The 23,462-nt window shown below is 60.2% G+C and carries 20 protein-coding genes; 12 read left to right on the forward strand and 8 right to left on the reverse strand.

The window, feature by feature from the left end:
- Positions 1-11 precede the first annotated feature (11 nt).
- The gene (gene gltX / locus VCB98_RS07140; protein WP_346051216.1) at positions 12-1,433 is read right to left on the reverse strand and encodes a glutamate--tRNA ligase; all 1,422 of its coding nucleotides are present in this window, start codon (positions 1,431-1,433) and stop codon (positions 12-14) included.
- A 157-nt stretch (positions 1,434-1,590) separates the two neighbouring features.
- Here gltX and VCB98_RS07145 point away from each other — a divergent pair, with 157 nt between their 5' ends.
- The 12 genes from VCB98_RS07145 (at position 1,591) to VCB98_RS07200 (ending at position 14,873) form a co-directional block, all read left to right on the forward strand.
- Entirely contained in the window at positions 1,591-1,989 is a 399-nt protein-coding gene (locus tag VCB98_RS07145) for an HPF/RaiA family ribosome-associated protein (RefSeq protein WP_346051217.1), read from the forward strand.
- 237 nt (positions 1,990-2,226) lie between these two features.
- Positions 2,227-3,120, forward strand: coding sequence for an MBL fold metallo-hydrolase (locus VCB98_RS07150; RefSeq protein ID WP_346051218.1), 894 nt, complete (start codon positions 2,227-2,229; stop codon positions 3,118-3,120).
- Between the two features lie 244 nt (positions 3,121-3,364).
- Positions 3,365-5,965: an efflux RND transporter permease subunit gene (locus VCB98_RS07155; RefSeq protein WP_346051219.1), complete on the forward strand. Its 2,601-nt coding sequence runs from the start codon at positions 3,365-3,367 to the stop codon at positions 5,963-5,965.
- A gap of 32 nt (positions 5,966-5,997) precedes the next feature.
- Entirely contained in the window at positions 5,998-6,816 is an 819-nt protein-coding gene (locus VCB98_RS07160; RefSeq protein ID WP_346051220.1) for an outer membrane lipoprotein-sorting protein, read from the forward strand.
- Between the two features lie 14 nt (positions 6,817-6,830).
- Entirely contained in the window at positions 6,831-8,135 is a 1,305-nt protein-coding gene (locus VCB98_RS07165) for a hypothetical protein (protein ID WP_346051221.1), read from the forward strand.
- Positions 8,136-8,173: 38 nt separating this feature from the next.
- A complete protein-coding gene (locus tag VCB98_RS07170) occupies positions 8,174-8,365 on the forward strand; it encodes a YgaP family membrane protein (protein WP_346051222.1) in 192 nt (63 codons plus the stop codon).
- A 107-nt stretch (positions 8,366-8,472) separates the two neighbouring features.
- Positions 8,473-9,771: an NAD(P)/FAD-dependent oxidoreductase gene (locus tag VCB98_RS07175; RefSeq protein ID WP_346051223.1), complete on the forward strand. Its 1,299-nt coding sequence runs from the start codon at positions 8,473-8,475 to the stop codon at positions 9,769-9,771.
- Positions 9,772-9,800: 29 nt separating this feature from the next.
- On the forward strand, positions 9,801-10,199 hold the full coding sequence (locus VCB98_RS07180; RefSeq protein ID WP_346051224.1) for an ArsR/SmtB family transcription factor: 399 nt from the start codon (positions 9,801-9,803) through the stop codon (positions 10,197-10,199).
- A gap of 118 nt (positions 10,200-10,317) precedes the next feature.
- Positions 10,318-11,601 (forward strand): thioredoxin, encoded by a 1,284-nt coding sequence (locus VCB98_RS07185; protein WP_346051225.1) that lies wholly within the window; start codon positions 10,318-10,320, stop codon positions 11,599-11,601.
- A 443-nt stretch (positions 11,602-12,044) separates the two neighbouring features.
- Positions 12,045-12,668 carry an isochorismate family cysteine hydrolase YcaC gene (gene ycaC / locus VCB98_RS07190; protein ID WP_346051226.1) on the forward strand — a complete coding sequence of 208 codons (624 nt, stop codon included), beginning with the start codon at positions 12,045-12,047 and terminating at the stop codon, positions 12,666-12,668.
- Positions 12,669-12,794: 126 nt separating this feature from the next.
- On the forward strand, positions 12,795-13,541 hold the full coding sequence (locus tag VCB98_RS07195) for a DUF2884 family protein (RefSeq protein WP_346051227.1): 747 nt from the start codon (positions 12,795-12,797) through the stop codon (positions 13,539-13,541).
- Positions 13,542-13,667: 126 nt separating this feature from the next.
- Complete coding sequence (locus tag VCB98_RS07200) at positions 13,668-14,873, forward strand: aminotransferase class V-fold PLP-dependent enzyme (protein ID WP_346051228.1); 1,206 nt, start codon at positions 13,668-13,670, stop codon at positions 14,871-14,873.
- Between the two features lie 55 nt (positions 14,874-14,928).
- On the opposite strand, the gene VCB98_RS07205 is transcribed toward VCB98_RS07200, so the two are convergent.
- The 7 genes from VCB98_RS07205 to VCB98_RS07235 form a co-directional block, all read right to left on the reverse strand.
- Entirely contained in the window at positions 14,929-16,512 is a 1,584-nt protein-coding gene (locus VCB98_RS07205; protein WP_346051229.1) for a mucoidy inhibitor MuiA family protein, read from the reverse strand.
- 177 nt (positions 16,513-16,689) lie between these two features.
- Positions 16,690-17,241 carry a GNAT family N-acetyltransferase gene (locus VCB98_RS07210; protein ID WP_346051230.1) on the reverse strand — a complete coding sequence of 184 codons (552 nt, stop codon included), beginning with the start codon at positions 17,239-17,241 and terminating at the stop codon, positions 16,690-16,692.
- A 62-nt stretch (positions 17,242-17,303) separates the two neighbouring features.
- Positions 17,304-18,653, reverse strand: a complete 1,350-nt coding sequence (locus tag VCB98_RS07215; protein WP_346051231.1) for an outer membrane protein assembly factor BamB family protein — start codon at positions 18,651-18,653, stop codon at positions 17,304-17,306.
- 104 nt (positions 18,654-18,757) lie between these two features.
- On the reverse strand, positions 18,758-20,158 hold the full coding sequence (locus tag VCB98_RS07220) for a winged helix-turn-helix domain-containing protein (RefSeq protein WP_346051232.1): 1,401 nt from the start codon (positions 20,156-20,158) through the stop codon (positions 18,758-18,760).
- Between the two features lie 107 nt (positions 20,159-20,265).
- Positions 20,266-21,588 carry a sensor domain-containing diguanylate cyclase gene (locus VCB98_RS07225; protein WP_346051233.1) on the reverse strand — a complete coding sequence of 441 codons (1,323 nt, stop codon included), beginning with the start codon at positions 21,586-21,588 and terminating at the stop codon, positions 20,266-20,268.
- Between the two features lie 19 nt (positions 21,589-21,607).
- Positions 21,608-22,738, reverse strand: coding sequence for an NAD(P)/FAD-dependent oxidoreductase (locus VCB98_RS07230; RefSeq protein WP_346051234.1), 1,131 nt, complete (start codon positions 22,736-22,738; stop codon positions 21,608-21,610).
- Complete coding sequence (locus VCB98_RS07235) at positions 22,735-23,340, reverse strand: Tll0287-like domain-containing protein (protein ID WP_346051235.1); 606 nt, start codon at positions 23,338-23,340, stop codon at positions 22,735-22,737. The genes VCB98_RS07230 and VCB98_RS07235 overlap by 4 nt, the downstream gene beginning before the upstream one ends.
- Positions 23,341-23,462 lie beyond the last annotated feature (122 nt).

Genomic DNA, 23,462 nt, shown 5'->3' on the forward strand with positions numbered 1-23,462 from the left:
CCTCGCGCCTGTCAAGCACTCTCGGCAGATTCCTTTCTGCTCTGTATGTAAGCCAGTGCCCGATCAATGCGTTCCACTGTCTTTTCCCGACCGAGCAGCGCAAGCGTCTGGTCGATGGGGGGCGATACCGGCCCGCCAGAAACTGCGACTCGAATGGGTTGCGCCACCTTGCCAAGCTTGAGCTCCTGCTCCTCGGCCACGGCATTGACCACGGCATGGATCTTCTCCGCCTGCCAGTCCTCCAATGACGAAAGGGCCGCCTTTACAGCCTCAAGCGGCGCTTCGGCGACCGGACGCAGATTCTTCTTCGCTGCCTTTTCATCGAATTCATCAAAATCCCGGAAGAAAAACAGACTGTTGTCGGCCATTTCCACCAGGGTCTTGGCACGCTCCTGCTGCGAGACCACGATGGGTTCCAGGGATGGCCCCGCGGACAGATCACAGCCACGGGCCTCAAGCAGCGGCGCCAGGGCCTTGGCGACGTCTCCCGGCTCGCTTTCCTTGATGTAATGCTGGTTGAGCCAAAGCAGCTTTTCCGGGTTGAAGGTAGAGGCCGAGCGATTGACTTCATCGATATCGAACAGCTCGACCATCTCTTCCCGGCTGAAGACTTCCTGGTCTCCGTGAGACCAGCCCAGGCGGACCAGATAATTGATCAGGGCGTCGGGCAGATAGCCCTCCTCCCGGTACTGGAGCACGCTCACCGCCCCGTGGCGCTTGGACAGCCGGGCCCCATCGGAGCCGAGAATCATGGGCACATGGGCATAAACCGGTGGTTCGCCGCCCAGAGCCCGGATCATGTTGATCTGCCGCGGGGTGTTATTGAGATGGTCATCACCACGAATGACATGGGTAATCTGCATATCCATGTCGTCCACCACCACGGTGAAGTTGTAGGTCGGCGTGCCATCGGAGCGGGCAATGATCAGATCATCCAGCTCACTGTTGTTGAAGCTCACATGACCGCGAACCCGGTCATCGAAGACCACCGCCCCATCCTGGGGATTACGAAAACGGATCACCGGCTCCACCCCTTCACGGGCGTCACTCCGGTCACGGCAGCGGCCGTCGTAACGTGGCTTTTCCTTGCGCGCCCGCTGAGCCTCCCGCATCTCATCCAGTTCCTCACGGGTGCAATAGCAGCGGTAGGCCTTGCCCTCATCAAGCAGCTTCTGAATCAGCTCCCGATAACGATCAAAGCGTTGTGTCTGGTAGAAGGGGCCCTCATCGTAATCAAGCCCCATCCACTCTATGCCATCGAGAATGGCCTGCACGGACTCGGGTGTGGAACGCTCGCGATCCGTGTCCTCAATCCGGAGCACGAACTTGCCCTGATGCTTGCGGGCGTAGAGCCAGCAGAACAGCGCCGTGCGGGCGCCACCGATGTGCAGATAGCCGGTGGGGCTGGGCGCAAAGCGGGTCCGAATCGTCATGCCATTCCTCCAGCGGAAAAAGCGTCCATTTTAGCAGACCGGCGACCGGGAAAGGCAGCTTGAACTCGGCGGCCGTACCCCCCATTGTGTAGTGACGGGTGATCGAGTCGGCCTTGCCGCCACCGCCCGCCTACCCACAGTGAGAGAAGGAGGCTTCATGCAACTGCCCCTCGAGGTTCATTTCAACAATATGGACCATTCCGATGCCCTGGAGGAACGCACCAGGGAACTGGCGGAAAAACTGGAAGGTGTGTGCCCCCAATTGCAGTCCTGCCGCGTGTTCATTGAGGCCGCCCATTACACCAAGGGGGCCGGGAACCTCTATGAGGTGCGCATCGACATGCGCGTACCGGGCCAGGAGGTCGTGGTCCATCACACTCAGGATGAGGCCGACAAGAAGTCCGAGGATGCCCACCAGGCCCTGTCCCGGACCTTCAAGACGGCTGAAAAGCGGCTGCGCGCCGCCATCGACAAGCGCAAGGACCTGAAAAAGGGCCGTGGCGACAAGCCCGGCAAGGCCCAGGCGGATGAAGTCCACGACCAGGGCGGCCTCTGACCCGCCGCTGACTGATCCAACGGGCCATGCGGTGCCGGAACGACCGGGCACCGCATGGCCCACCACTCGTCCCCTTCCCCGCACCAGCCTCACCACCGGGGCCGCCCCGCAGTACCCCCCGGTCAGGCACCGCTGCTGACCAAGCGGAGTAACCGCCCTATTGCCTTTCGAATCCCTTGACCCAGGTCGATACCGGCTATATATTAGATTTAACTAATCTTTAATTCGGAGACGATCATGAAACCCGAAGTCACGAGCTTCTTCCACGAAGACACCAATACCTTTTCCTATGTTGTGCGGCCCCCGACAGGGTCAGGCGCCGTCATCATCGATCCGGTTCTGGATTTCGACTACAAGGCGGCCCGCACCTGGACCGAAACCGCCGACCGCATTCTCGATTTTGTTCGCGACAATCAGTTGTCGGTGGAATGGATCCTCGAGACCCACGCCCATGCCGACCACCTCTCTGCCGCCCCCTACCTGGCCAGGGAACTGGGCGCCAGGGTGGCCATCGGTGAAGGGATCCAGGCGGTCCAGGATCGTTTCTCCAAGGTGTTCAATCTGCCCAATGAATACCAGCCCCGCGGGGCAGAGTTTGATCACCTGCTCAAGGACGGTGAAGTGCTGGAAACAGGTGGCCTGAGCATAGAAGTCATGCATACGCCGGGGCATACCTCCGACAGCAACAGCTTCCTGATCGGGGATGCGGTCTTCGTGGGTGACACCCTGTTCATGCCGGACGCCGGCAGTGCCCGGGCGGATTTTCCCGGTGGTGATGCCGGGATGCTTTTTGACTCAATGCAGAAACTGCTCTCCCTGCCCCCCGAGACCCGCATGTTCATGTGCCACGACTACGGCCCTGGCGGTCGCGAGATCAAACATGAGACCACCGTGGCCGAGCAACGGGAGCGGAACATCCACGCCGGCCGGGGTGTGGCCCGCGAAGAGTACGTGAAGATGCGTCAGGAACGGGATGCCGGCCTGCCCATGCCACGCCTGATCATCCCCTCGGTGCAGGTCAACATGCGTGCCGGCAAGCTGCCGCCAGCGGAAGACAACGATGTCAGCTATCTCAAGGTCCCACTCAATCTGCTGGGCAAGGCGCCGGGCGGGAACAGCGGGCACGACTGACGGGCCGCGGCCAGCCAAGGCGCCTGCCGATGATTGTGGTCATCACCCGCCACGATCACTGGGCGGAGACTGAGACAGGGACTTCCCGCTGCCGGGCCCCGCCCCGGCAGCGCCAGGCCCAGCGCAGGGGGTGGATGTGGCCGCAGATTGCTTTGACCAGATAAGCCCCATGCCTTGACGGCAGCGTGAATTGACACTATATTTATTAGCATCTTCTAATTGAGCACATACTGGAGATACGAACATGGGACGCCTCATTGCTCGCTACAGCATGCAATACCGCTGGTGGGTCTTCGCCCTGACCGCGCTCATCGCCCTGGTCATGGGACTGATGATCCCGCGTATCACCATCGATACAGATCCGGAGAACATGCTGTCCGCCGAGCAGCCCGATCGGGTCGAGCACAACCGCATCAAGGAACTGTTCGATCTCTACGACATGATCGTGGTGGGCGTGGTGAATTCGGAGCACCCCGAGGGGGTGTTCAACCCGACATCTCTCTCTGCCCTCTTCCAGCTATCCGAGGGCATAGAAAATATTGACGGGGTAATCAGCCGCGACATGCTGTCCCTGGCCACCGTCGACAACGTGGAACAGGTAAGCCCCGGCACCATCAGTTTCGACTGGATGATGGACCGCCCGCCCGAAACCCAGGGCGAGGCCGACGCTATCCGCCAGGCAGTGGAACGCCTGCCGATGTTCTACGGCACGCTGGTCTCGGAGGACGGCAAGGCGGCGGGGATTTATGTCCCCATCGTGGACAAGAATGAAAGCCACCGCATCTCCACCGAGATTCAGGCCATCATTGACCGCCTGGACAGTGGTGATGAATTCCACATCACCGGCCAACCGGTGGCGCAGGATACCTTCGGCGTGGAGATGTTCCAGCAGATGGCCATTTCCGCGCCCCTGGCCGGGGTCCTGATCTTTCTGATCATGCTCTACTTCTTCCGCAGTGTGCCACTGGTGGTGGCGCCCATGCTGCTGGCCATGGCCACGGTGATCTCCATCATGGGGCTGCTGATCGGCATGGGTTACACCGTGCACATCATGAGCTCCATGATCCCCATCTTCCTCATGCCTATCGCAGTAGTGGCCTCCATCCATGTGCTGTCAGGCTTTACCGATCGCTGCCGCGCCGGTGATGACACCCGGGCGGTGATGGAAGAAGTCATCCAGAGCCTCTACAAGCCGGTGATCTTCACCGCCCTGACCACCACCGTGGGTTTCGCGTCCCTCACCCTGACACCGATCCCGCCGGTCCAGGTCTTCGGTGCCTTTGTCGCCGTGGGCGTGCTCTTCGCCATGGCCCTGACACTCACCTTCCTGCCGGCCTTCATCGCTGCCCTGCCCCAGTCCGCGGTGGACCGCATGGTGGCGCGGGTCAAGAAACATGAGAGCGAGGGCAAGGGCGCGGACTGCAAACTGTGTGAATTCATGTCCGCCACCGGCCGTTTCGCCACCCGCTACAGCAAGTCCCTGCTGGTGAGTTTCGTGACCTTGCTGGCGATCGCCGTGTTCGGCATTACCCAGATCCAGATCAACGACAACCCCACGCGCTGGTTCAAGCAGGACCATCGGATTCGCGTGGCGGATGCGGTCCTCAACGAGCATTTCGCCGGCACCTACGAGGCCTACATCGTGCTGGAACAGGGTGAAGCGGGTGACCTGGAGCGTTCCCTTCAGGATCGGGTTAACCCCCTCTTGACCGAGGCGCGCGAAGAAGGCTTTGAGCTCGATCAGCAGTGGCAGGACCTGTTGGAAGAGTCCGCCGCCGATGATCCGGGTGTGATGCTCGACAACCTCATGTTTGCCCTGGATGACCTGCTCTTCGAGGTATCCATGGAAGAAGCTGAATATTGGGAAGCCATTCTGGAGGCGGCCGAGGCCGTTCGCAGCGAAGCCCTCTATTTCCAGACCCCGGAGGCACTGCGCTACATGGCCGGCCTGCAGAGCTGGCTGGAGCAGGAAGGCCATGTGGGCAAATCCAATTCCCTCGCCGATCTGGTCAAGACCATCAACCGGGAGCTGGTCAGCGGTGAGCCCGAGGACTACCGCATCCCGGATTCACCGGCGGGCGTGGCCCAGTCGATCCTGAGTTTCCAGGGCTCCCATCGCCCCCATGATCTCTGGCACTTCGTCAGCCAGGACTACCGCTCGGCCAGTATCTGGCTGCAACTGCCCAGCGGGGACAATCAGGACATGCAGCGCGTGGTGGACGCCGTTGCGCACTACACCACCGACAACCCTCTCCCGGAGGGTGTGGACCTGAGCTGGGGCGGATCCACCTACGTCAATCTGGTCTGGCAGGGCGAGATGGTGGAGGGGATGCTGCTGGCCCTGCTCTCGGCCTTCGCCATCGTGCTGTTGATGATGATTGCCCTGTTCCGCTCCCTGCTGTTCGGCATCCTGGCCGTCTTGCCCCTCACCCTGACCATTGCGCTGATCTACGGGGTCATGGGCCTGATCGGCAAATCCTACGACATGCCGGTGGCGGTGCTGTCCTCGCTCAGTTTGGGCCTCTCCGTGGACTTTGCCATCCACTTCATTCAGCGCATGCGCGGCGCCTTCAATGAAACGGGAAGCTGGCAGCAGGCCATGGAGTATGTCTTCGGCGAACCCGCTCGAGCCATCACCCGCAATGCCGTGGTGATCTCCCTGGGCTTTCTGCCGCTGCTGACCGCCGCATTGGTCCCCTACATCACGGTGGGCATCTTCCTGGCCAGCATCATGGCGCTCTCCGCCATCGTCACCCTGTTGATGCTGCCCGCCATCCTGCGCACGGTGCCCGGTCTTTTCTTCGGACGCGACGCCGCGCAGGAAGTCAAGGCGACAAGCGAATGAATCACGCAATCGATACCTCAAGGAGGTACACAATGATGACAGTCAAACTCAACAAGCTGATGCTCTCCACGGCCGCCGGCCTGGGGCTGTTCATGACCAGCCTCGGCAACCCCTTGGCTGCCGACACCCCCACCGCCATGGAAATCGTGGAACGGGCCAACCAGGCCTCTTTCTACGCCGGCGACGACGGACGCGCCGAAGCGCGCATGCGCATTGTCGATAGCCGCGGGCGTGAGCAGGTCCGCCAGTTCACCATGCTGCGCAAGGATGGTGAAGACGGCAAACAGAGCTATCTGGTGGTATTCAGCCGACCCTCCGATGTCCGCGGCACGGTGTTTCTGGTGGAAAAGAATCCCGGCGCCGATGATGATCGCTGGCTTTATCTGCCCGGCCTGGACCTGGTTCGCCGCATTGCCCCCGGCGACAAGCGCACCAGCTTCGTCGGCTCCCATGTCTTCTACGAGGATGTCTCCGGTCGTCACCTGGAAGATGATGAACATGAGCTGATCGAAACCACAGACGACTACTACGTCATCCGAAGCACCCCCAGAGATCCAGGCACTGTCGAGTTTGCCCACTTCGACAACTGGATTGATCGCGAGACCTTCCTGCCCATGCGGGCCGAGTACGTGGACGACTCCGGCGAGACCTACCGACGCATGCAGATTGAGGAAGTGGAAGAGATCGACGGCTACCCCACGGGTACCCGCATGCGAATGGAAAACCTCAAGGACGATGAATACACCCTGGTGGAATTTCGCCACAGTGCCTATGACATCGGTATTCCTGATTCGGTCTTCACGGAACGGTCATTGAGGAATCCGCCCCGGCAGTGGCTGCAGCGTCAATGAACAAGGAGGACACGATGATTGTGCGGCCAAATACTCTGAAGGCAGGCTTGCTGGCCGGTATCGGGCTCATTGCCCTGCCGCCCCTGGCAACGGCCGATGACTGGGATAATGATCCATGGGGTGATGAAGAAGTGACCCCCCTGTCCTGGTACGGGTTCATTGAGGGTGCGGCGGGCTACCGTACTCGCAGCAATGACCTCATTGACGATGACATGCCGCTGGGTGAGGTTCGCTTCCAGCTGGAAGGGCAATACGCGGGTGATCGGATCGACGGGCGCTTCAAGCTGGACGGCCTGGCCGATAGCGTGGAAGACAAACTGACAGGTGATGTCCGCGAGGCGCGGCTCGGCTTTTCGGTAGGCGAACGCACCGATGTGCGGCTCGGTCGTCAGGTTCTTACCTGGGGGACGGGCGACCTGGTCTTTCTCAATGACTTGTTCCCCAAGGACTGGGTGTCCTTCCTGATCGGTCGAGATGACGAATACCTCAAGGGGACCAATGACGCCGTCCGTGTCAGCTGGTTCGGTGACCGGGCCAATATCGACGCGGTCTGGACACCGTTCTTCGAACCGGACAATTTCATTGAGGGCGTGCGCCTGTCGTATTTCGATCCCATGCAGGGTGAACTGACCGCCGCCCCGCCCCTGCCGCTGGTGGACCGCCCCGCCAGGACCTTTGATAACGGTGAACTGGCCACCCGCATCTACGGCATGGCCGGCTCACAGGAATGGGCTATCTATCTCTACCGCGGCTTCTTCGGCCAGCCGACGGCTTTCAACCCCGAAAGCGGCCATCTGGAATTTGCCCGACTCAACAGTCTCGGTGCCAGCCTGCGTGGCCCGCTGGGGACCGGTCTCTACAACCTGGAGTTCTCCTATTACGACTCGGCAGACAACCGCGATGGGGATGACCCCATGCTGCCCAACAGCGAGTTTCGATTCCTTGCTGGATACGAACAGGAAATCGCCAGAAACCTGACCCTGGGCACCCAGTACTACGTCGAATGGCTGCAGGACTTCGATGAGCTGGAGGCCAACTTCCAGGGGGATCCTGCCACCCTGCCCGAAGAATACCGCCAGCTCATTACCGTGCGCCTGACCCAAAGGTTGATGCGGGACAACCTCACCCTCGGGCTGATGAGCTTCTACTCTCCCGACTACGAGGACTGGTTCCTCCGGCCCACGGTTAACTATCGCTTAAGTGACGAGCTGTACATGACGGCAGGCGCCAATCTATTTGGCGGCGAGGATGATCACACTTTCTACGGCCAGTTCGAGAAAGACTCCAGTGTCTTTCTGCGACTGAAACGCACTTTCTGAGCAATCTTTTCATTGTCTCCATGACAGGAGGAAACACCATGACCGTAAACCAGGCACTTCGACTCATTGCGGGCAGCTTTGTATTGGCCAGCATTCTGCTCGCGCATTTCCACCACGAGTACTGGCTGTTCTTCACCGGTTTCGTGGCGCTTAATCTGATCCAGTCGGCCTTCACCTGCTGGTGCCCCATGATGACCATTCTAAGAAAGGCCGGACTTCGGGATGCCTAGGACGTGGCCTCGCGAAAGGCGCACTGAAGCCGATTTGTTCCCCGTAGTTGGCGCTGAGGGATCAAGCTCTCCCTTCGGGGAATTGCCAGCCATTGGAGGATAAGACCATGGCACACATTGTAATCATTGGCGCCGGCCTGGCCGGCATGCCCCTGGCCCTTGAGCTGCGAAAGACCCTCGGCCCGAAGCAAAAAATCACTGTGGTCAGCCCTGCCGACCACTTTCAATTCGTGCCGTCCAATCCCTGGATCGCGGTGGGCTGGCGAGAGCGTCCCAAGACCACGACGCCACTGGCACCTCCTCTCAGAAAGCGGAACGTCGATCTGGTGGTAGACAGCATGGTCGGCATCGACCCCGATGCGCAGCGCATTGAGCTCAAGGGTGGTGAAGGCCTGGACTACGACTACCTTGCCATTACCACCGGGCCCAAGCTGGCTTTTGATGAAATCCCGGGGCTGGGCCCCGACGGTTATAGCCAGTCCATCTGCACACTGGATCACTCCGAACACTGTCGTGGCGAATACGAACAGCTTCTGGCCTCACCCGGCCCGGTAGTGATCGGTGCGGCCCAGGGAGCCAGTTGCTTCGGCCCCGCCTACGAGTTCGCATTCATACTGGATCGTGACCTGCGCAAACGCGGCCTGAGAGACCAGGTACCAATCACATTTGTAAGCAGCGAGCCCTACATTGGCCACCTGGGCCTTGGTGGCGTGGGCGACTCCAAGGGCTTGCTGGAACATGAATTGCGGCAGCGTGATATTCGCTGGGTCTGTAATGCATCCACCGAGAAGCTGGAAGATGGCAAGGTCTTCGTCAAGGAACATGATGACCAGGGCGAAGTCCGCAGGGAACATCAGATCGATTCCGTCTTTTCCATGATACTGCCCGCATTCAAGGGTGTGGATCCGGTTGCCAGTGTAGAGGGCCTCTGCAATCCACGAGGCTTTGTGCAAATCGACGAATACCAGCGTAATCCCAAATGGCCAAATATCTATGCTTCCGGTGTCTGTGTGGCTATTCCGCCGGTGGAAAAAACGCCAGTGCCCACCGGAGCCCCCAAGACCGGATACATGATCGAGTCCATGAACACCGCCATTGCGGAGAACATCAAACTGGCCATTGCCGGCGAGCAGCCTGAGGCACGGGCCACCTGGAATGCGCTCTGTCTGGCTGACATGGGGAACACCGGTGCAGCCTTTCTGGCCATGCCCCAAATGCCGCCACGCAATGTGACCTGGACTCGAAAGGGGAAGTGGGTGCACTGGGCCAAATCGGCCTTCGAATGGTACTTCCTGAGAAAGATGCGCAAGGGCGTTGCTGAACCCGCTTACGAACGAGCCATGCTCCGGCTGCTGGGCATCCGCCGTCTGCGGGCACAACGACAGGCTGCTGCGAAAAGTCGATAAAGGCAACCATGACCACAAAAGACCAGGAAATGAGAAAACGCAAGGCCCTGTTGGCCGAGCTGGCGCCCGCACATGCCGAAAAAGCCGCTCACATGTTGCGGGCGCTGGCCAACTCTCATCGTCTGATGATTCTCTGCCAGCTTGTTCAAGGCGAAAAGACCGTTTCCGAACTCAGCTTGCAGATTCCCCTAAGCCAATCCGCGTTATCCCAGCACCTTGCCCGACTGCGCCAGGACCAGCTGGTCGCCACCCGCCGAGAATCACAGAATATCCACTACCGCATTGCCGACCCCGGTGTCATGGAGATCATCGGCCAACTGTATGAAATCTACTGCACACCCGGCACGGGGGAACCCAATCAGCACCTGAATCGGTCAGAATCGGTTGCCCCCCAGCCAACTGGAGACCAAGATGAAAAAAGCAGATAATAAGGCAGGTGTCGAAGCGGCCTAAACCCTTCTGGCCCAGGCAGGAAATCCGGATGGAGGTTGAGCGAGTCACCGACCCGCCCCTCCCTCGCTTTCCATTCATCGTGGGGAAATTCGCATGCCCAGATTCCGCCTGCGACTTTTTCTGACCCTGCTGCTATTGCTACCCCCCATCGCAGTGGCCGCGCCGATGAATGAATTGCACATGCTGGTGTTCCACAGTGATACCTGCCCCCACTGTGAAGCTCAGAAGCCCTTCATCAAAGCCCTTGACGAGTCGCACGAGGCACTATCGACCCATTTCTTCGAGGTGCGACAGAGCGATTACAATCGCAAGCTGTTTCGTGCGGTGGCCTCGGCCCATGGTACGGGGGCTGATTCGGTACCCGCTGTCTTCGTGGGAGGACGAGCCTGGCTGGGGGACAGTCGCCTGATTCGGCACCAAATAACCAGCCATGTAGAGCACTGTCTTGCGAGGGGTGACTGCCCCGACTCGCGTGACACCCGCCAGCGATTCGATCAGAAAGCGACAGCACAGGAAACGGCCCCGATCAGCCTACCCCTGGTCGGAACCATCGACCTGATGGTCCAACCACTCACCATATCGACAGCGCTGATCGCCTTCATCGACGGATTCAATCCCTGTTCACTCTGGGTTCTGACAATCCTGCTGGCGCTGGTGATTCATTCCGGCTCACGCAAGCGAATCCTCGCGGTAGGCCTGACCTTCCTGGCGGTGACTGCAGCCATTTACGGCCTATTCATTATCGGTGTTTTCGGTGCGCTAAGTCTGCTACTGACAAGCGACTGGGTCTACTGGGTGGTTGCAACCCTGGCGCTTGTCTTTGCCGGGGTCAATATCAAGGATTATTTCTGGTTCCAGCGAGGGATTTCTTTCACCATTGACGAGAAGCACAAGCCAGGCATCTACCGCCGCTTTCGCGGCCTGATCCGCGACGGCCGGTCGACACCGGCACTCATTGCCGCCACCGCCGTGATGGCAAGCGGTATCGCTTTCATCGAGCTACCCTGTACCGCCGGCTTCCCTGTCATCTGGGGCGGCATCGTTGCCACTCACGACATCGATTGGCTCTTCTTCTCCTTCCTGCTTGGGCTATACCTGCTGATCTACCTGCTCATTGAACTGGCGATCTTCGTAACTGCCCTGACGACACTTCGTGTCGACCGTTTCGAAGAACGGCACGGGCGTATCCTCAAGCTGGTCGGCGGCATCATCATGCTGGCCCTCTCCGGCGTACTAATACTGGCCCCTGATCTGATGCACGATGTCCGAGGTGCAATCGGTGTATTCCTGGGCGCTTTCGCTGCCGCAGCAGTCATGCTCTTCATGCACCGCTACCTTTTACCGAAACTGGGTGTGCACATCGGAGATGAATGGTAAATGCAACATACGCCGATGGGAATCGTCCGTATTGACCGCCGTCAACACCACCCCAGGGATTACTTGGCAAGACATCAAGACCGACCGGACACCAAGCACCACTTCGACTGCACACCTGTCGCAGCATCCGCAAGCAAAGCCCGGCGCGCCTCACGGAACCATAGATAGCCTGCCAATCCCATTCTCGTTCCATTTAGAGAACGAACTGTTGATAAACGCCCACCTAGCCGAATTATCGTTCTACATATAGCCTCAATAACAGGCTGAAGATCGCTACAGTCAAAACCAGGGAACAGCAAGGCGGAGCAAGATCACCGCTCCCATGGAGCGTCTGAGCGCCTCTCGGCCCAACCTCAGCAATCGCTGGAAGTCGCGCTACCCGATTTCAGCGAGAGCAGCATAAACAGCCCGGACCATCCGGGCGCCAATATCTGGAGAGGAACATGAAAAACTTTAATCGACTCGACAAGGATCAGGCAGCCGTGCTGCTGGTGGACCATCAAACCGGACTGCTGTCTCTGGTAAGGGACATTGAGCCGGACACCTTCAAGAACAACGTGCTGGCCCTGGCCGATCTGGCCAAGTACTTCGGGCTGCCCACCATCCTCACCACCAGCTTCGAGGACGGCCCCAATGGCCCGCTGGTGCCGGAACTCAAGGAGACCTTCCCGGAGGCCCCCTATATTGCCCGCCCGGGGCAGATCAACGCCTGGGACAATGAGGACTTCGTCAAGGCCGTGAAGGCCACCGGCAAGAAGCAGCTGATCATCGCCGGCGTGGTCACCGAAGTCTGCGTGGCCTTCCCCGTCCTCTCGGCCCTGGCCGAGGAGTTCGAGGTCTTCGTGGTCACCGACGCCTCGGGGACATTCAATCAAATTAGCCGTGACGCGGCCTGGGATCGCATGTCACAGGCCGGTGCCCAGCTCATGAGCTGGTTCGGCGTGGCCTGTGAGTTACATCGTGACTGGCGCAACGACGTCGAAGGTCTGGGTGCCTTGTTCTCCAATCACATTCCCGATTACCGAAATCTCATCAACAGCCACGCAAGCTTCACAGGCCAGTCGTAAACGGAAAGCGGCCCAGTCGGCTAGAGAAGCCGACTGGGTCGCTTGACATTGGTGTTGTAGTTATCTATAACGCTAATACCGCTTACTCGATCCGAGTCGCGGCCCGATTCACAAGGAGGATTGATCATGAGCAAGCAATTGACGATGAGCAGCCTGCTGCTGGCGGCAACCATGGCCCTGGGTAGCATGGCACAGGCGGCGCAATTCAATTCCGACTGCCGTGTCTCGCTGGCACCCAAGCTGGAGATTACCCAGTCCCATGTGGAGGTTGCCGATGAGCAGCGGACGGCACGCTTCTCCGGTGGCAGCCTGACCGTGGACGGGCAAACCATGCCCCTCTCGGCTGAAGGCAGCGCCCGTGCGGCGGCCTATGAACAGGAGGTCCGTGAGCTGGTGGAGGAATTCCGGGTTATTGCCGCGGAGGCGGTGGATATCGGAATTTACGCGGCCAGTACCGCCGTGACCACCGTATTCGGCGAGACTGCGACGCGGAACCTGAATGCTGACCTGGAAAGCCTCAGGGAAGAATTGTTGGAAGCCATCGCCACCACCACTGATTTCAACGCCGAGACCTTCGGCCAACAGATCGACCAAAGCGTGAAACAGGCAGTGGAGAATGCCAAGCCCGAACTCATCAAGGCCGGTATTGGCCTGGCCCTGACCGCCCTCTTACTGGGTGAAGAGCATATCGAAGAACGGGTTGCCGGCCTGGAAGAAACCATTGAGGCCGAAGTCGAAGCCCGCGCCGCCGAAATCGAGGCACACGCCGAGGCCCTGTGCCCCCGCCTGAAAGCCCTCGCCGCCAAGGAAGAAGCCCTGGTCGCCGAACTGGACGAAGCCCAGCAATTCCGCTTCATCCAGCCCGGTAAATGAGCCCTGCCCATTACCAGCGTCGCCATCGGCTTCAGGGATGAAGCCGCGGCGCTTGGCTCGGGAACAGCTGACTGGCATGATCAGCTGCATACATTCTTGCTGAAATTCCCCACGCGGAGCGAATGGATGGCTGACACTGGCAAGCCTCAAGCGGCCCTGGGTCAACGGGCCCTGCTTCCCGACCTTCAATTCCATGTCTATGCAAACCATGCCTCGATCTCACCGCTAAGCAAGCCTGTCTCAGCCGCGGTGGATGAGGTCATGGCAGCGCAGGCGCGGGAAGGCGTGGGCTTTTTTCCAATGGAGGTCGAGCGCCGGGAACGGCTCCGGGAGCAGCTGGGTACGCTGATCGGCGCCGACGGGCAAAGCGAAATCGGCCTGGTGGCCAATACCACCGCGGGAGTGGTGGCCATTGCCAATTCCCTGCCCTGGCGACCACGAGAGCGGGTATTGGTGCTGGCCGGGGAATTTCCCACCAATGTCACTCCCTGGCAGCAGGCGGCCAAGCGCCATGATCTGGAACTCGTGTGGATGTACGCGGAGGATTTTCGCCACGACCGAGCAACGGCCCTGGCGGAATTCGAACGCCATCTCGCCGACGGCATTCGAATGGTGGCGGTCAGTGCCGTCCAGTTCACCACCGGCCAGCTCATGCCGCTGGCGACCATGGGCGCGCTCTGCAAGCGCCACGGCAGCGAGTTTTTCGTGGACGCCATCCAGGCGGTGGGCGTGGTACCGATGGATGTGACAACCATGGGCATCGATTACCTGGCCTGCGGCAGTCACAAATGGCTGATGGCCCCGGAGGGGGTGGGTTTTGTCTATGTTTCAAGGGACAAGGCCGAACAACTGGAGCCCCATCTTGCCGGCTGGATCAGCCACGAGAACGCTTTCGAGTTTCTCACGGGCGGCCCCGAGACCCTGCGCTATGACCGTCCCTTTCAGCACGGCGCACGGATGCTGGAATCAGGGACCTTCAATTCCATCGGCTGCGCCGGGCTGTCGGCCAGTGTGACGCTGATTCAATCCATCGGCGTGGAGAACATTCATGCCCATGTGCAGGTCTGGCTGGATGCCCTGGAACCGGCACTGACCGAGCGCGGCTTTGAAAGCGCCCGCATGGCGGAGGCGGAGAACCGCTCCGGCATTCTAAGCGTGCGACCGCCCGACCACCGTCCCGCCGCCGACTGGGCCGCCGCCCTGGCCGACCAGGGAATTTCCGTCGCCAGCCCGGCCGGCTGGCTCCGCTTCGCCCCCCACTGGCCCAACGCACTCGATGAAGTCGAGAAGGTGAAGTCAGCAGTAGATGCCATCCTCAATTCGCGGCCATAGTCACCAGCACTTGCCGCCAGTCGGCGATACAGGGCGCCGAAGTGGCAGGTTGGATTCACCAGTTGTCGATGCCTGGCTCGGACTCGGGCCAGCTTGCCTTGTAGCCGAACGGCAACTCCAGAGTCTCACCGGCGCCCAGTTCCCGGTCCCAGGAAACTATCCCAGGCCGATCATCCACGTCTTGCCGATCGGGGCGCTCTGACTCGTCCAGCAAAGAGACTTCGATGCGTTCATCCCGGGCCACCGGCATGCGATCAAGCACGGTGATCGGAATTGCCCGGTCGTGGCCGCTGGTGATGGTGATGCGATGGAGGCGCTCGACCTCGTTGCGCCGGCGGAAGGTACCGCTGCTACCCCGGATATCCCGCACCAGCTTGTGCTCCACGGTAGTCCGCTGATCGACGCCAAAGCCCGCGCGGAACTCGTTGCCTGGCACCAGGGCGGAAAATTCGGTCTGGGCCACCATGACGCCATCACGATAGAGATGGGCATTGCCCATCGGCAGCGGTACCTCGCCCTCAAACTCGCCGGTGGCGAACAGCCATGCATGAGAGGCCCGGGAAGGCACGGTCCTCAAAGAAAGTGACACCGGCAGTTCGGCCCGACCCAAAGTGAAACGGTGGTGTTCTTCGTCCCCTGGCACGCTGACGCGTCCGGGCAGACGATACTCCGCCGAGAACTCACTCCCGACAAGATCCGCAGCAGTGACTCGCGAACCGGTGACGGGAACACGACGCAGGCTGTAATCCTGATGCACCTCGGCCGCCTGGGGTTGATGGAAGTCGATATACCAGGATGAAAGCTCGGGTATCTGGTCTCCCAGTGCCGGTTCGCTGGTTGAGACGAACAGTGTGACGTCTTCCCAGTCTTCCCCGCTGCTCTGATGAATCTGGGCACGATGAACAATTTCCACTTCTTCACTGCCGGTATCGAGATGAACCTCGTAATCCGCATGCCAGCCGGCTCGGTAAACCACATATTCCAGCTGCAGTTCGGCTCGCCCGGGCCCCTCGGCCTGCCAGCTCATCGTCAGGGAACGGGACTCGGTCTGTTCCCCGCCCAGGTCATCCAGACTGTCACGCAACACCTCGATTTCCTCATCCAGGCGCCGCGCTTCCCGGCGGGCAGTGAGACGTTCACCGATCACACTTTCGGCCGTCTCGCCCAAGGTCCCCGTGATTGACGCCAGTTGGTTCCAGTCGGTTGCTGACGCCCTGTCCTCTCCGGTCGCCTGCTCCAACAGACGCAATTGGAGCGCCAGCACATCCAGGCGTACCTCCACTTCTTCCCGCTCAGCCTCAAGCATCTCAATACGGGCGCGTAGCTCACGGATGGCTGCCCTTTCGCTTTCCGTACCACGCTGTCGCTGGGTGGATAGCTGACCAATGGCCAGTGATGCAGGCTTGATGGGCGTGATTCGCAAGGCGTTGACGTCCAGAGAGGCAGGCAGACCATCCAGCCGCAAGGTGCCACTCTCCCCGTCCACGTCAAATTCGACAATCCGGCTGACTTCCGCCTTCATGGGGTAGACGGTGACCGAATCAACCCGATGATTGACGGTATCGGCCAGACCCTCGCCTATCGGCGAGAAGAAGGTGGCCAGGCCAAGCAGTATGGCGAGCGCGACACGCTGGAACATGGGAACCCCCTTTGCTGAGCGCTACAGGAAGGATCAGTCTAATCAAAATCGGCGCAATTGGGCGAATACCGAGCCGTCACTCCCGAATCGACATGCTTGCACACTACAAGAGCAGGGAGGATATCCAATGACCATCATTGCTCCGGCAGTGACTGCCATGACGGAGAGGTTAATGGTTCATTCATCGCCATGGAGTAGCGATCCGCGAGCACCATGAGATGTGCCTGGCTCGCTCAGCTGCTTCTCCATGCGATAGTCGTCCATGACATAGCCCCCACCGATGTCGAACATAACCGGACCTGTATTGCGAAAGCCCATGCTTTCATACCAGCGGATGGAATCCAGATTATCGCGGTTGACGGTCAGCCAGAGCATGTCCAGATCACGCTCCCGGCAAACCTCTTCGGTGAATGCCAGTAAGCGCCGGCCCAGACCCTGGCCACGGTAGCGGCCGTCGACGTAGATCTTGCTGATCTTCAACCGTTGTTCGGCGGGCTCTGCAATCAGCGCCAGATAGCCGGCAGCCTGCCCGTCCCGGCGGAGCAGGTAATATTCCTGACCCTCATTCAATTGCCGGGCAATGGCGGCCTCACTTTGAAAGTTGGACAGCATGTAATCCACCTGAGCCCGACCAATGATGGGCGCGTAGTGATCCACCCAGATTTCCCGAGCCAGGCGGGCCACTGCAGCAATCTGGGTTTCAGTGCTGACTTTGACGATCTCGACCATCGACGATTCTCACATTGTCCCGAGGGATCGACTATCCTGCCACAGTTCCACAGATCCGGCAGTCAGTCTTCCTGCACACGGAAGATCAAGACCTGACCGTCGCTGGTGCTGATAATTAGCTCATCCCGATGCCAGGCCGGCGAAGACAGGAACCCTCCCAGATGCAGGATGTATTCCATGTAGCCGTAAAGCGCCTGGTGCAGCTCCCCGGAACCCAGGCGTTCGTTATCGAACTGCCCGCTGTCCGGGTCCAGCGTGCCAAAATGGTTTTCCCGGGCGGCATCGCTTTGATACCGCCAGCGTTGTTCACCTGTCGCGGCGTCCAGTACTAACAGATCACCGTTCATGACCGCCGTGACCAAATGGCGCCCGAGGACCAGGGGTGAACTGTAGCTCCAGGCACCGACCTCCCGACGCCAGACCTCGGTCCCATCCACCCGGTCCAGGGCGATCACAAAACCCGGCACCGAGCTACCCAGGTAGATACGTTCATCATCCACGGAAGGCGTGGCCACCACCCAGGAGCGTTGCATCATGGCGTAACGCCACAGCACCTCTCCGGTTGCCAAAGACAGGGCATACAGGTAGCCGTCACGGCTGCCCACGTAAACCCGGTCACCGTCCACCACTGGCGAGGACTGGACGCCCAGCCACTGCTGATGAACGCTATCCCGCTCGGTGGCGTAGGTCCAGCGAACCTCCCCGCTTTCCGCATCCAGGGCATGCACCATGCCGTACCAGTCGCCAATCACCAGGGTATGGCCATCCGGATGCTTGCGGCCAAGGGCCGGGGAGGAATGGACCATGCCAGCGGTCCGGTAGCGCCAGAGCAGCTCGCCGGTATCGGCATCCAGGGTGTACAGATGGCCGTCGCTGCTACCCACATGGACGCGGCCGTCGGCCACTAGGGGTGAGGACAGGTAGAAATCCCAGGGGTCGCGAATCGGGGCATCGCTGTGCCGAATTCCCATGTAGTGGATGGCGCTGAAGCGCTTCTCACCGCCGGTCCGAAAAGACCAGGCCTCAGTTCCGTCGACGCGATGGATGGCCTGGAACAAACCATCGAGATTAAGGATATAGACGAAGTCCCCGAAAACGGCCGGCGTGGCACTGATGGCTCCGCCCGAGGGGCGAATCCATTGCAATTGGCGATCCGCAAGCCCGAAGGCATAGAGGTTGCCGTTCTCACCAGCCACGAAGAGCTGATCCCCGACGGCCACCGGCGAACTGGCAATGGTGGTGGGCAGGCGGAATTGCCAGTCCAGCGCCAGGCTTGTGACAGCCACATCCTGGCGGACATGACCGCTGCGCTCGGGATCACCCTTGAACAATGGCCAGTCAGCGGCGTCGCCGGGCACGGTATGGAATAGAATCAAGAAAATCAGTGTCAGACGGACACTCGAAAATGACATGGTTCGGACTCCTGAGAATGAAGTCCGGCCAGTCTGCCGATCGCGTCCGGGCCCGTCCTGAAGCCGGCCCAAAGCTTCTTAAAGCCTAATTAATCCTATTACTTTCAATTGCTTGGCAACGTCAAACCAAGACTGGTCAGCACCGCCTGAAAGCGGGGCTCGGCATGCAGGGCGCGATAATGCGGATCCACGGCCAGCCAGAGCAGCGCTTCCTGGGAGTCCTCGCGCGCCGCCTCCAGATGATCCAGGGCCTGGCTATACTCCCCGGCCACCAGGGCATAGCGTGCCCAGGACAGGGGCGGTCGGTAATGACCCAGCTCCGCAGTTTCACGCTCATCCAGCAAGCGAGCATGGACCCCGGCCAGTCCGGCTTCGGCAAAGTCGGCCTCAAAGCGGGCCAGCCGTTCGTTCTCGATACCGGCCAGGGTCATCAGGGCCTTAAGGTGCTCCATGGCCACGAACTCGTCACCTCGCTGGAAGGCAATATGCTGGGCCGAGACATGATAGGCGGCCGAGCGGGGCTCGGTCAGGGTAATACGCTGGATTTCCTTCCAGGCCAGCTCGGTCTCGCCCTGCATGAGGTAGTTCCAGGCCACCATAGGCACCGCGTAAAACAAGGGCTGGTGGCGACGCAGGGTCGTGACCTCCGTCATCGCTTCCTCAAATCGACCGAAGGCCAACAAGTAGTTGGCGTAGGCTAATCGTCCCTCGGCATGATTGGGCTGGACGCTCAACAAGTCCAGAAAGGCCGCTTCCGCAGCCGTGTAATCCTGCCCATGCATGAACTGCAGATTGGCATAGAGTAACAAGGCTTGGTGATGGAAGGGTGCAATACTCAGGGCACGAGCCAACAAGGCTTCCAGTTCACTGTAATGGGGCGCCACGGGCAGATCCAAATACCGAAGCTGCCGCAGCTTGGCCTCGACCAAACCGAGGTAGGCGTCCACCTGATCCGGCTCGGCTTCGATCACGCGCCGGAACAGGCCGACCGCCCGGCGCCAGTCCTCCGGCTTCTCACTGGCGAGCAACTGCCGGGCCTCGGACCCGGGCCCGTTCTCTTCCGCCAGTGCAACCACTGGCTCCGACTTCCCGGTCAGCCACCAGAAAACCAGCGCGGTCGAGACCAGCAGCCCCGCCGTCATCACTGCCACCAGCCAGAGCCCACGATGTCGAGGTCCATCTTCCCGGGCCACCGTGGCGATCCACTGGTAACCGACGCCCGGCACGGTACGGATGAAGCGTGGATTGCGAGCCGTGTCATCCAGGGACCGCCGAAGCTGGCTGACCGCCACGGACAGGCTCTCTTCCCCGACGATGCGGGGCCCCCAGACAGCCTCGAGCAGTCTGTCTTTAGTCAGAACCGCAGACGCATGGTCGCAGAAATACTCGAGCAGGACCGAAAGACGATGCTCCAACTCCCGCCGTTCGCCCCTGCCCAACAGCAGATTGCGCTCCGGCAGGAACCGCCACTGCCCGATTCGAATGACCTTGCCCGCCTGCCCCATCCGGTGACTCGCTGCCGATGCTTACCCAGAAAATCAAACTCCGATTATCCCTCGCCGCGCCTGGAATGGCGAGTGAGCGGCAGAACCGGACTGAGAGCCCGCTGTCATCATGCCGGGTGTTGCCGGCATTGACTCAGGCCTTGTGCGGTGAATACGCAGTTACGACCTTCCGCCTTGGCGGCATACAGACATTTGTCGGCACGGGTCAGAAGGTGATCTTCGGCGGTATCTTCTTCATCCAAATCCGTCACTCCGATACTCACCGTGACAGCGAAGGGACCATCCGCGCCGGCAAACACCATCGCAGCCACGGAGATGCGAAGCCGCTCGGCCAGGCGGGTGGCGGCATGTAGATCGGTTTCCGGGAGCAGGATGGCGAACTCCTCACCGCCCATGCGGGCCAGGCAATCGCTGCTGCGAAGCGCCTGCGTGCAGACGTCCACGAAACGCTTGAGCACCTCGTCACCTGCCGCATGGCCGTGCCCGTCATTGATCTGCTTGAATCGGTCCAAGTCGAGCATGAGCATGCTCAGTGGATGGCGGTAGCGCCTGGCACGCTCATACTCTTCCCGCAATACGTCCATGAACACGCGCCGGTTGGCTGCCCCGGTAAGCGGATCGGTCTGAGAGAGGCGACGGAGCTCTTCAGTCATCCGCTCCCGATCGGTGACATCGCGATAGAACCAGATGCGCCCCCAATAGACACCGGCCGGTCCATGGAGCCCCCGGGAATAGCGCTCCAGGACGCGTCCATCCTTCATGTCGATTCGCATTCCCTGCTCTTCCTCTTCCAGGCTGGCGTACAAGGCCTTGACTCGCTCGATGAAGTCTTCGGGATCCACCAGCTGGTCTGTGACTGCCTTCAAGGCGGCCTCGCCATCGCGGGCCTCCATCACCGCTTCGGGAATGGACCAGAGCTCCAGGAAGCGGCGATTCCACGTTCTCATGGTATTGTCGGCATCCACCACCAGGATCCCGTCCGGCGATTCATCCAGGTAGGCACTCAACACGGTGGACTGATAACGGGTTTCCAGTTCCAGGTGGAGAGTGTCACTGATTTCGTGGGCCGTCCCCAACAGGCGGGTGATACGTCCGGTATCATCCATGAGCGGCACCAGCGCGGTGTGCCAGTAGGTCCGCCCGGCAGGGAGATCAAGCACTTCCCGGTAATCCGTGGCGGCCCGCCCCTCGACACACAGTCGATAATTGCCTTTCACATTCGCCGCCATTTCCGGTGACAGCAAATCATCCACACTACATCCCGCCACGTCATCGTGTTTCATGCCAGTGAGTTGCTCGTGGCGGGCATTGATGGCGGCCAGTCGGAACGCATCATGTGAATCCACATCGATCAGAAACGCCGCCACCCCAAGATAATCCAGCATCTTGCGGAGTTCGGCCGGGTCACGGTTGCTACTGATATCGTCCATCACATGGTACCGGGCATTCCTATCGATACTGACGCAGGTACTTCTTCTCGAACAGGGACTTGGACCAGTGCCACAGGCGGCTTCTGGGAAGCACCCAGTTGCGCTTTTCACTGCGGGCCACCAGCATGCCCTTGTCCATGCTGTCCACAATACACATCAATTCGGCCTTGAAGGTGGCCTCAGGTTCCCGTCCATTCAATTCCGCATGCATGTTCTTCGCTGCCGCCTCCGCCTGCAGGTCAGCCATGTGCGCCTGCTTGGGCATCCAGTCCGGGCCCGGGAAGGATCCGGCATCGCCGGCGACATAGACCCGCTCGGCCCCTTCCACCCGGCAGAAGGCATCCGCCTTGAGCAGGCCACCGTCGGAACGGCCCAGTTCGGTGTTGTCGAACCAGGGGTTGCCGGTCATGCCCGGCATGAAAAGGATGAGGTCGGCCGGAAACTCGCCCCCCTCGGTGGTGACCTTGTCCTCCGTGAACCCCTTGAGCTTGTGCCCCAGATGAGTGTGAATGTCGCGGCGTTCCATCTCCGCAAGCAGCTTGCCCACGGCCTTTGGGCCAAGACGCTTTCCCGGCTGCGGTGCCGGCGAGAAGAAGGTCAGTTCGAAACGGTCCCGCCGCCCCTGCTTTCGCAGCAGACTGTCGATACCGAAAAGAAACTCGAACATGGGCCCGCCGCGCATGGCCTGGCCTTCCCTGGGATTGCCGGAGAAACCAAAGGCGATATGCCCTCCGTCCATGTCCTCCACCGCCTGCTTGATGCGCATGGCGGACTCAACCCCCTCGCAGGGGGTGATGGCATGCTCGATACCTGGCAATTTCTTGAGAAAACGCCCGCCGCTGCCGATCAGTATGGCATCGTTTTGCACCTCGCCATTGTCGGTGAGTAGCAGGCGACCACTTGGGTCAAGGCCAGTGGCACTACCCTGGTGATAGTGAATACGGTGGCGCCGGAAAAACCCCTCCAGCGGCCGAATGATATCCTCGGGCTGCCGCTGACCCGTGGGCAGCCAGATCAGACTGGGCAGGAAGACAAACTCCGGTCGCGGCGCCACCAGGGTGATTTCCGCCTCTCGATCCAGCCTGCGCAGGTGGCGGGCCGTGGTGAGAGAGGCAAACCCGCTGCCTACTACCGTGATCTTGTGGCTCATTGTTTCGAATCCTTCAGGGGTATCTTGACGGTGAAAGCACCGCGCAGGTCTCCAACCTCGTAGCCCCATGCTGCATCATGAGGGTAGCGATCATCCAGCACGTCCCTGACCGGCTCGGGAATCTGTTCGTCCGTGCCATGGCAGAGTAGACAGTTGCCCTGGACACCGATTCCACGCATATAGCGAAAATAGCGCTGATCACCTTCGGAAACCACTTCCGAATGATTGAGCTCGGGCACTGCCTTGCCGTCGGCACGTTGCCGTTCAAATTCATCCAGCACCTCACGCTCCCAGGCATCAGGCGTGCCCAAAAGCGGGTTGCGGACGCGTGTTCCCACCCGGCTCACCTGCCAGCCCTTCTCCAGGGAAAGCCGGGTCTTGATCGCCGGCGCATCGTCACGGCAGACCGAAATGGCCGCCACCGGACCATCTTCCTGCATGGCCTCCTGCAGGCGCCCGGCAAGTGTCTCGAACAATTCCACCGTCACGGCATGGGCATCGGCTTCCAAGCGGACTCGATCTTCGTCCTCCAGCCCTGCCTGGGCTAGCTGGGTGACTGCCAGCAAGGACACTCCGGAAACAACAAGGCTGATCCAGCGCATGGTAGCTACTCCTCCCGCTTGCCTTGGCGAATAACCGGGCAAGACTCTTTCGTCAGTGGAAAACACTATTATTTTAGGTTATTCTAATATTTATTCCAGTCAGGTCAAGTAAACAGGTGTAA

It is taken from the genome of Natronospira elongata, from assembly GCF_034931365.1.
GTDB lineage: Bacteria > Pseudomonadota > Gammaproteobacteria > Natronospirales > Natronospiraceae > Natronospira > Natronospira elongata.

Excerpts from the sequence above, each read along its gene's own strand:
- VCB98_RS07165 (WP_346051221.1), top strand. The coding sequence starts at position 6,831 with ATGATTGTGCGGCCAAATACTCTGAAGGCAGGCTTGCTGGCCGGTATC.
- VCB98_RS07200 (WP_346051228.1), top strand. The coding sequence starts at position 13,668 with ATGGCTGACACTGGCAAGCCTCAAGCGGCCCTGGGTCAACGGGCCCTG.
- VCB98_RS07185 (WP_346051225.1), top strand. The coding sequence starts at position 10,318 with ATGCCCAGATTCCGCCTGCGACTTTTTCTGACCCTGCTGCTATTGCTA.
- VCB98_RS07235 (WP_346051235.1), bottom strand. The coding sequence starts at position 23,340 with ATGCGCTGGATCAGCCTTGTTGTTTCCGGAGTGTCCTTGCTGGCAGTC.
- VCB98_RS07205 (WP_346051229.1), bottom strand. The coding sequence starts at position 16,512 with ATGTTCCAGCGTGTCGCGCTCGCCATACTGCTTGGCCTGGCCACCTTC.
- VCB98_RS07150 (WP_346051218.1), top strand. The coding sequence starts at position 2,227 with ATGAAACCCGAAGTCACGAGCTTCTTCCACGAAGACACCAATACCTTT.
- VCB98_RS07215 (WP_346051231.1), bottom strand. The coding sequence starts at position 18,653 with ATGTCATTTTCGAGTGTCCGTCTGACACTGATTTTCTTGATTCTATTC.
- VCB98_RS07195 (WP_346051227.1), top strand. The coding sequence starts at position 12,795 with ATGAGCAAGCAATTGACGATGAGCAGCCTGCTGCTGGCGGCAACCATG.
- VCB98_RS07225 (WP_346051233.1), bottom strand. The coding sequence starts at position 21,588 with ATGGACGATATCAGTAGCAACCGTGACCCGGCCGAACTCCGCAAGATG.
- VCB98_RS07145 (WP_346051217.1), top strand. The coding sequence starts at position 1,591 with ATGCAACTGCCCCTCGAGGTTCATTTCAACAATATGGACCATTCCGAT.
- VCB98_RS07170 (WP_346051222.1), top strand. The coding sequence starts at position 8,174 with ATGACCGTAAACCAGGCACTTCGACTCATTGCGGGCAGCTTTGTATTG.
- VCB98_RS07210 (WP_346051230.1), bottom strand. The coding sequence starts at position 17,241 with ATGGTCGAGATCGTCAAAGTCAGCACTGAAACCCAGATTGCTGCAGTG.
- VCB98_RS07155 (WP_346051219.1), top strand. The coding sequence starts at position 3,365 with ATGGGACGCCTCATTGCTCGCTACAGCATGCAATACCGCTGGTGGGTC.
- VCB98_RS07220 (WP_346051232.1), bottom strand. The coding sequence starts at position 20,158 with ATGGGGCAGGCGGGCAAGGTCATTCGAATCGGGCAGTGGCGGTTCCTG.
- VCB98_RS07230 (WP_346051234.1), bottom strand. The coding sequence starts at position 22,738 with ATGAGCCACAAGATCACGGTAGTAGGCAGCGGGTTTGCCTCTCTCACC.
- gltX (WP_346051216.1), bottom strand. The coding sequence starts at position 1,433 with ATGACGATTCGGACCCGCTTTGCGCCCAGCCCCACCGGCTATCTGCAC.
- ycaC (WP_346051226.1), top strand. The coding sequence starts at position 12,045 with ATGAAAAACTTTAATCGACTCGACAAGGATCAGGCAGCCGTGCTGCTG.
- VCB98_RS07175 (WP_346051223.1), top strand. The coding sequence starts at position 8,473 with ATGGCACACATTGTAATCATTGGCGCCGGCCTGGCCGGCATGCCCCTG.
- VCB98_RS07160 (WP_346051220.1), top strand. The coding sequence starts at position 5,998 with ATGATGACAGTCAAACTCAACAAGCTGATGCTCTCCACGGCCGCCGGC.
- VCB98_RS07180 (WP_346051224.1), top strand. The coding sequence starts at position 9,801 with ATGAGAAAACGCAAGGCCCTGTTGGCCGAGCTGGCGCCCGCACATGCC.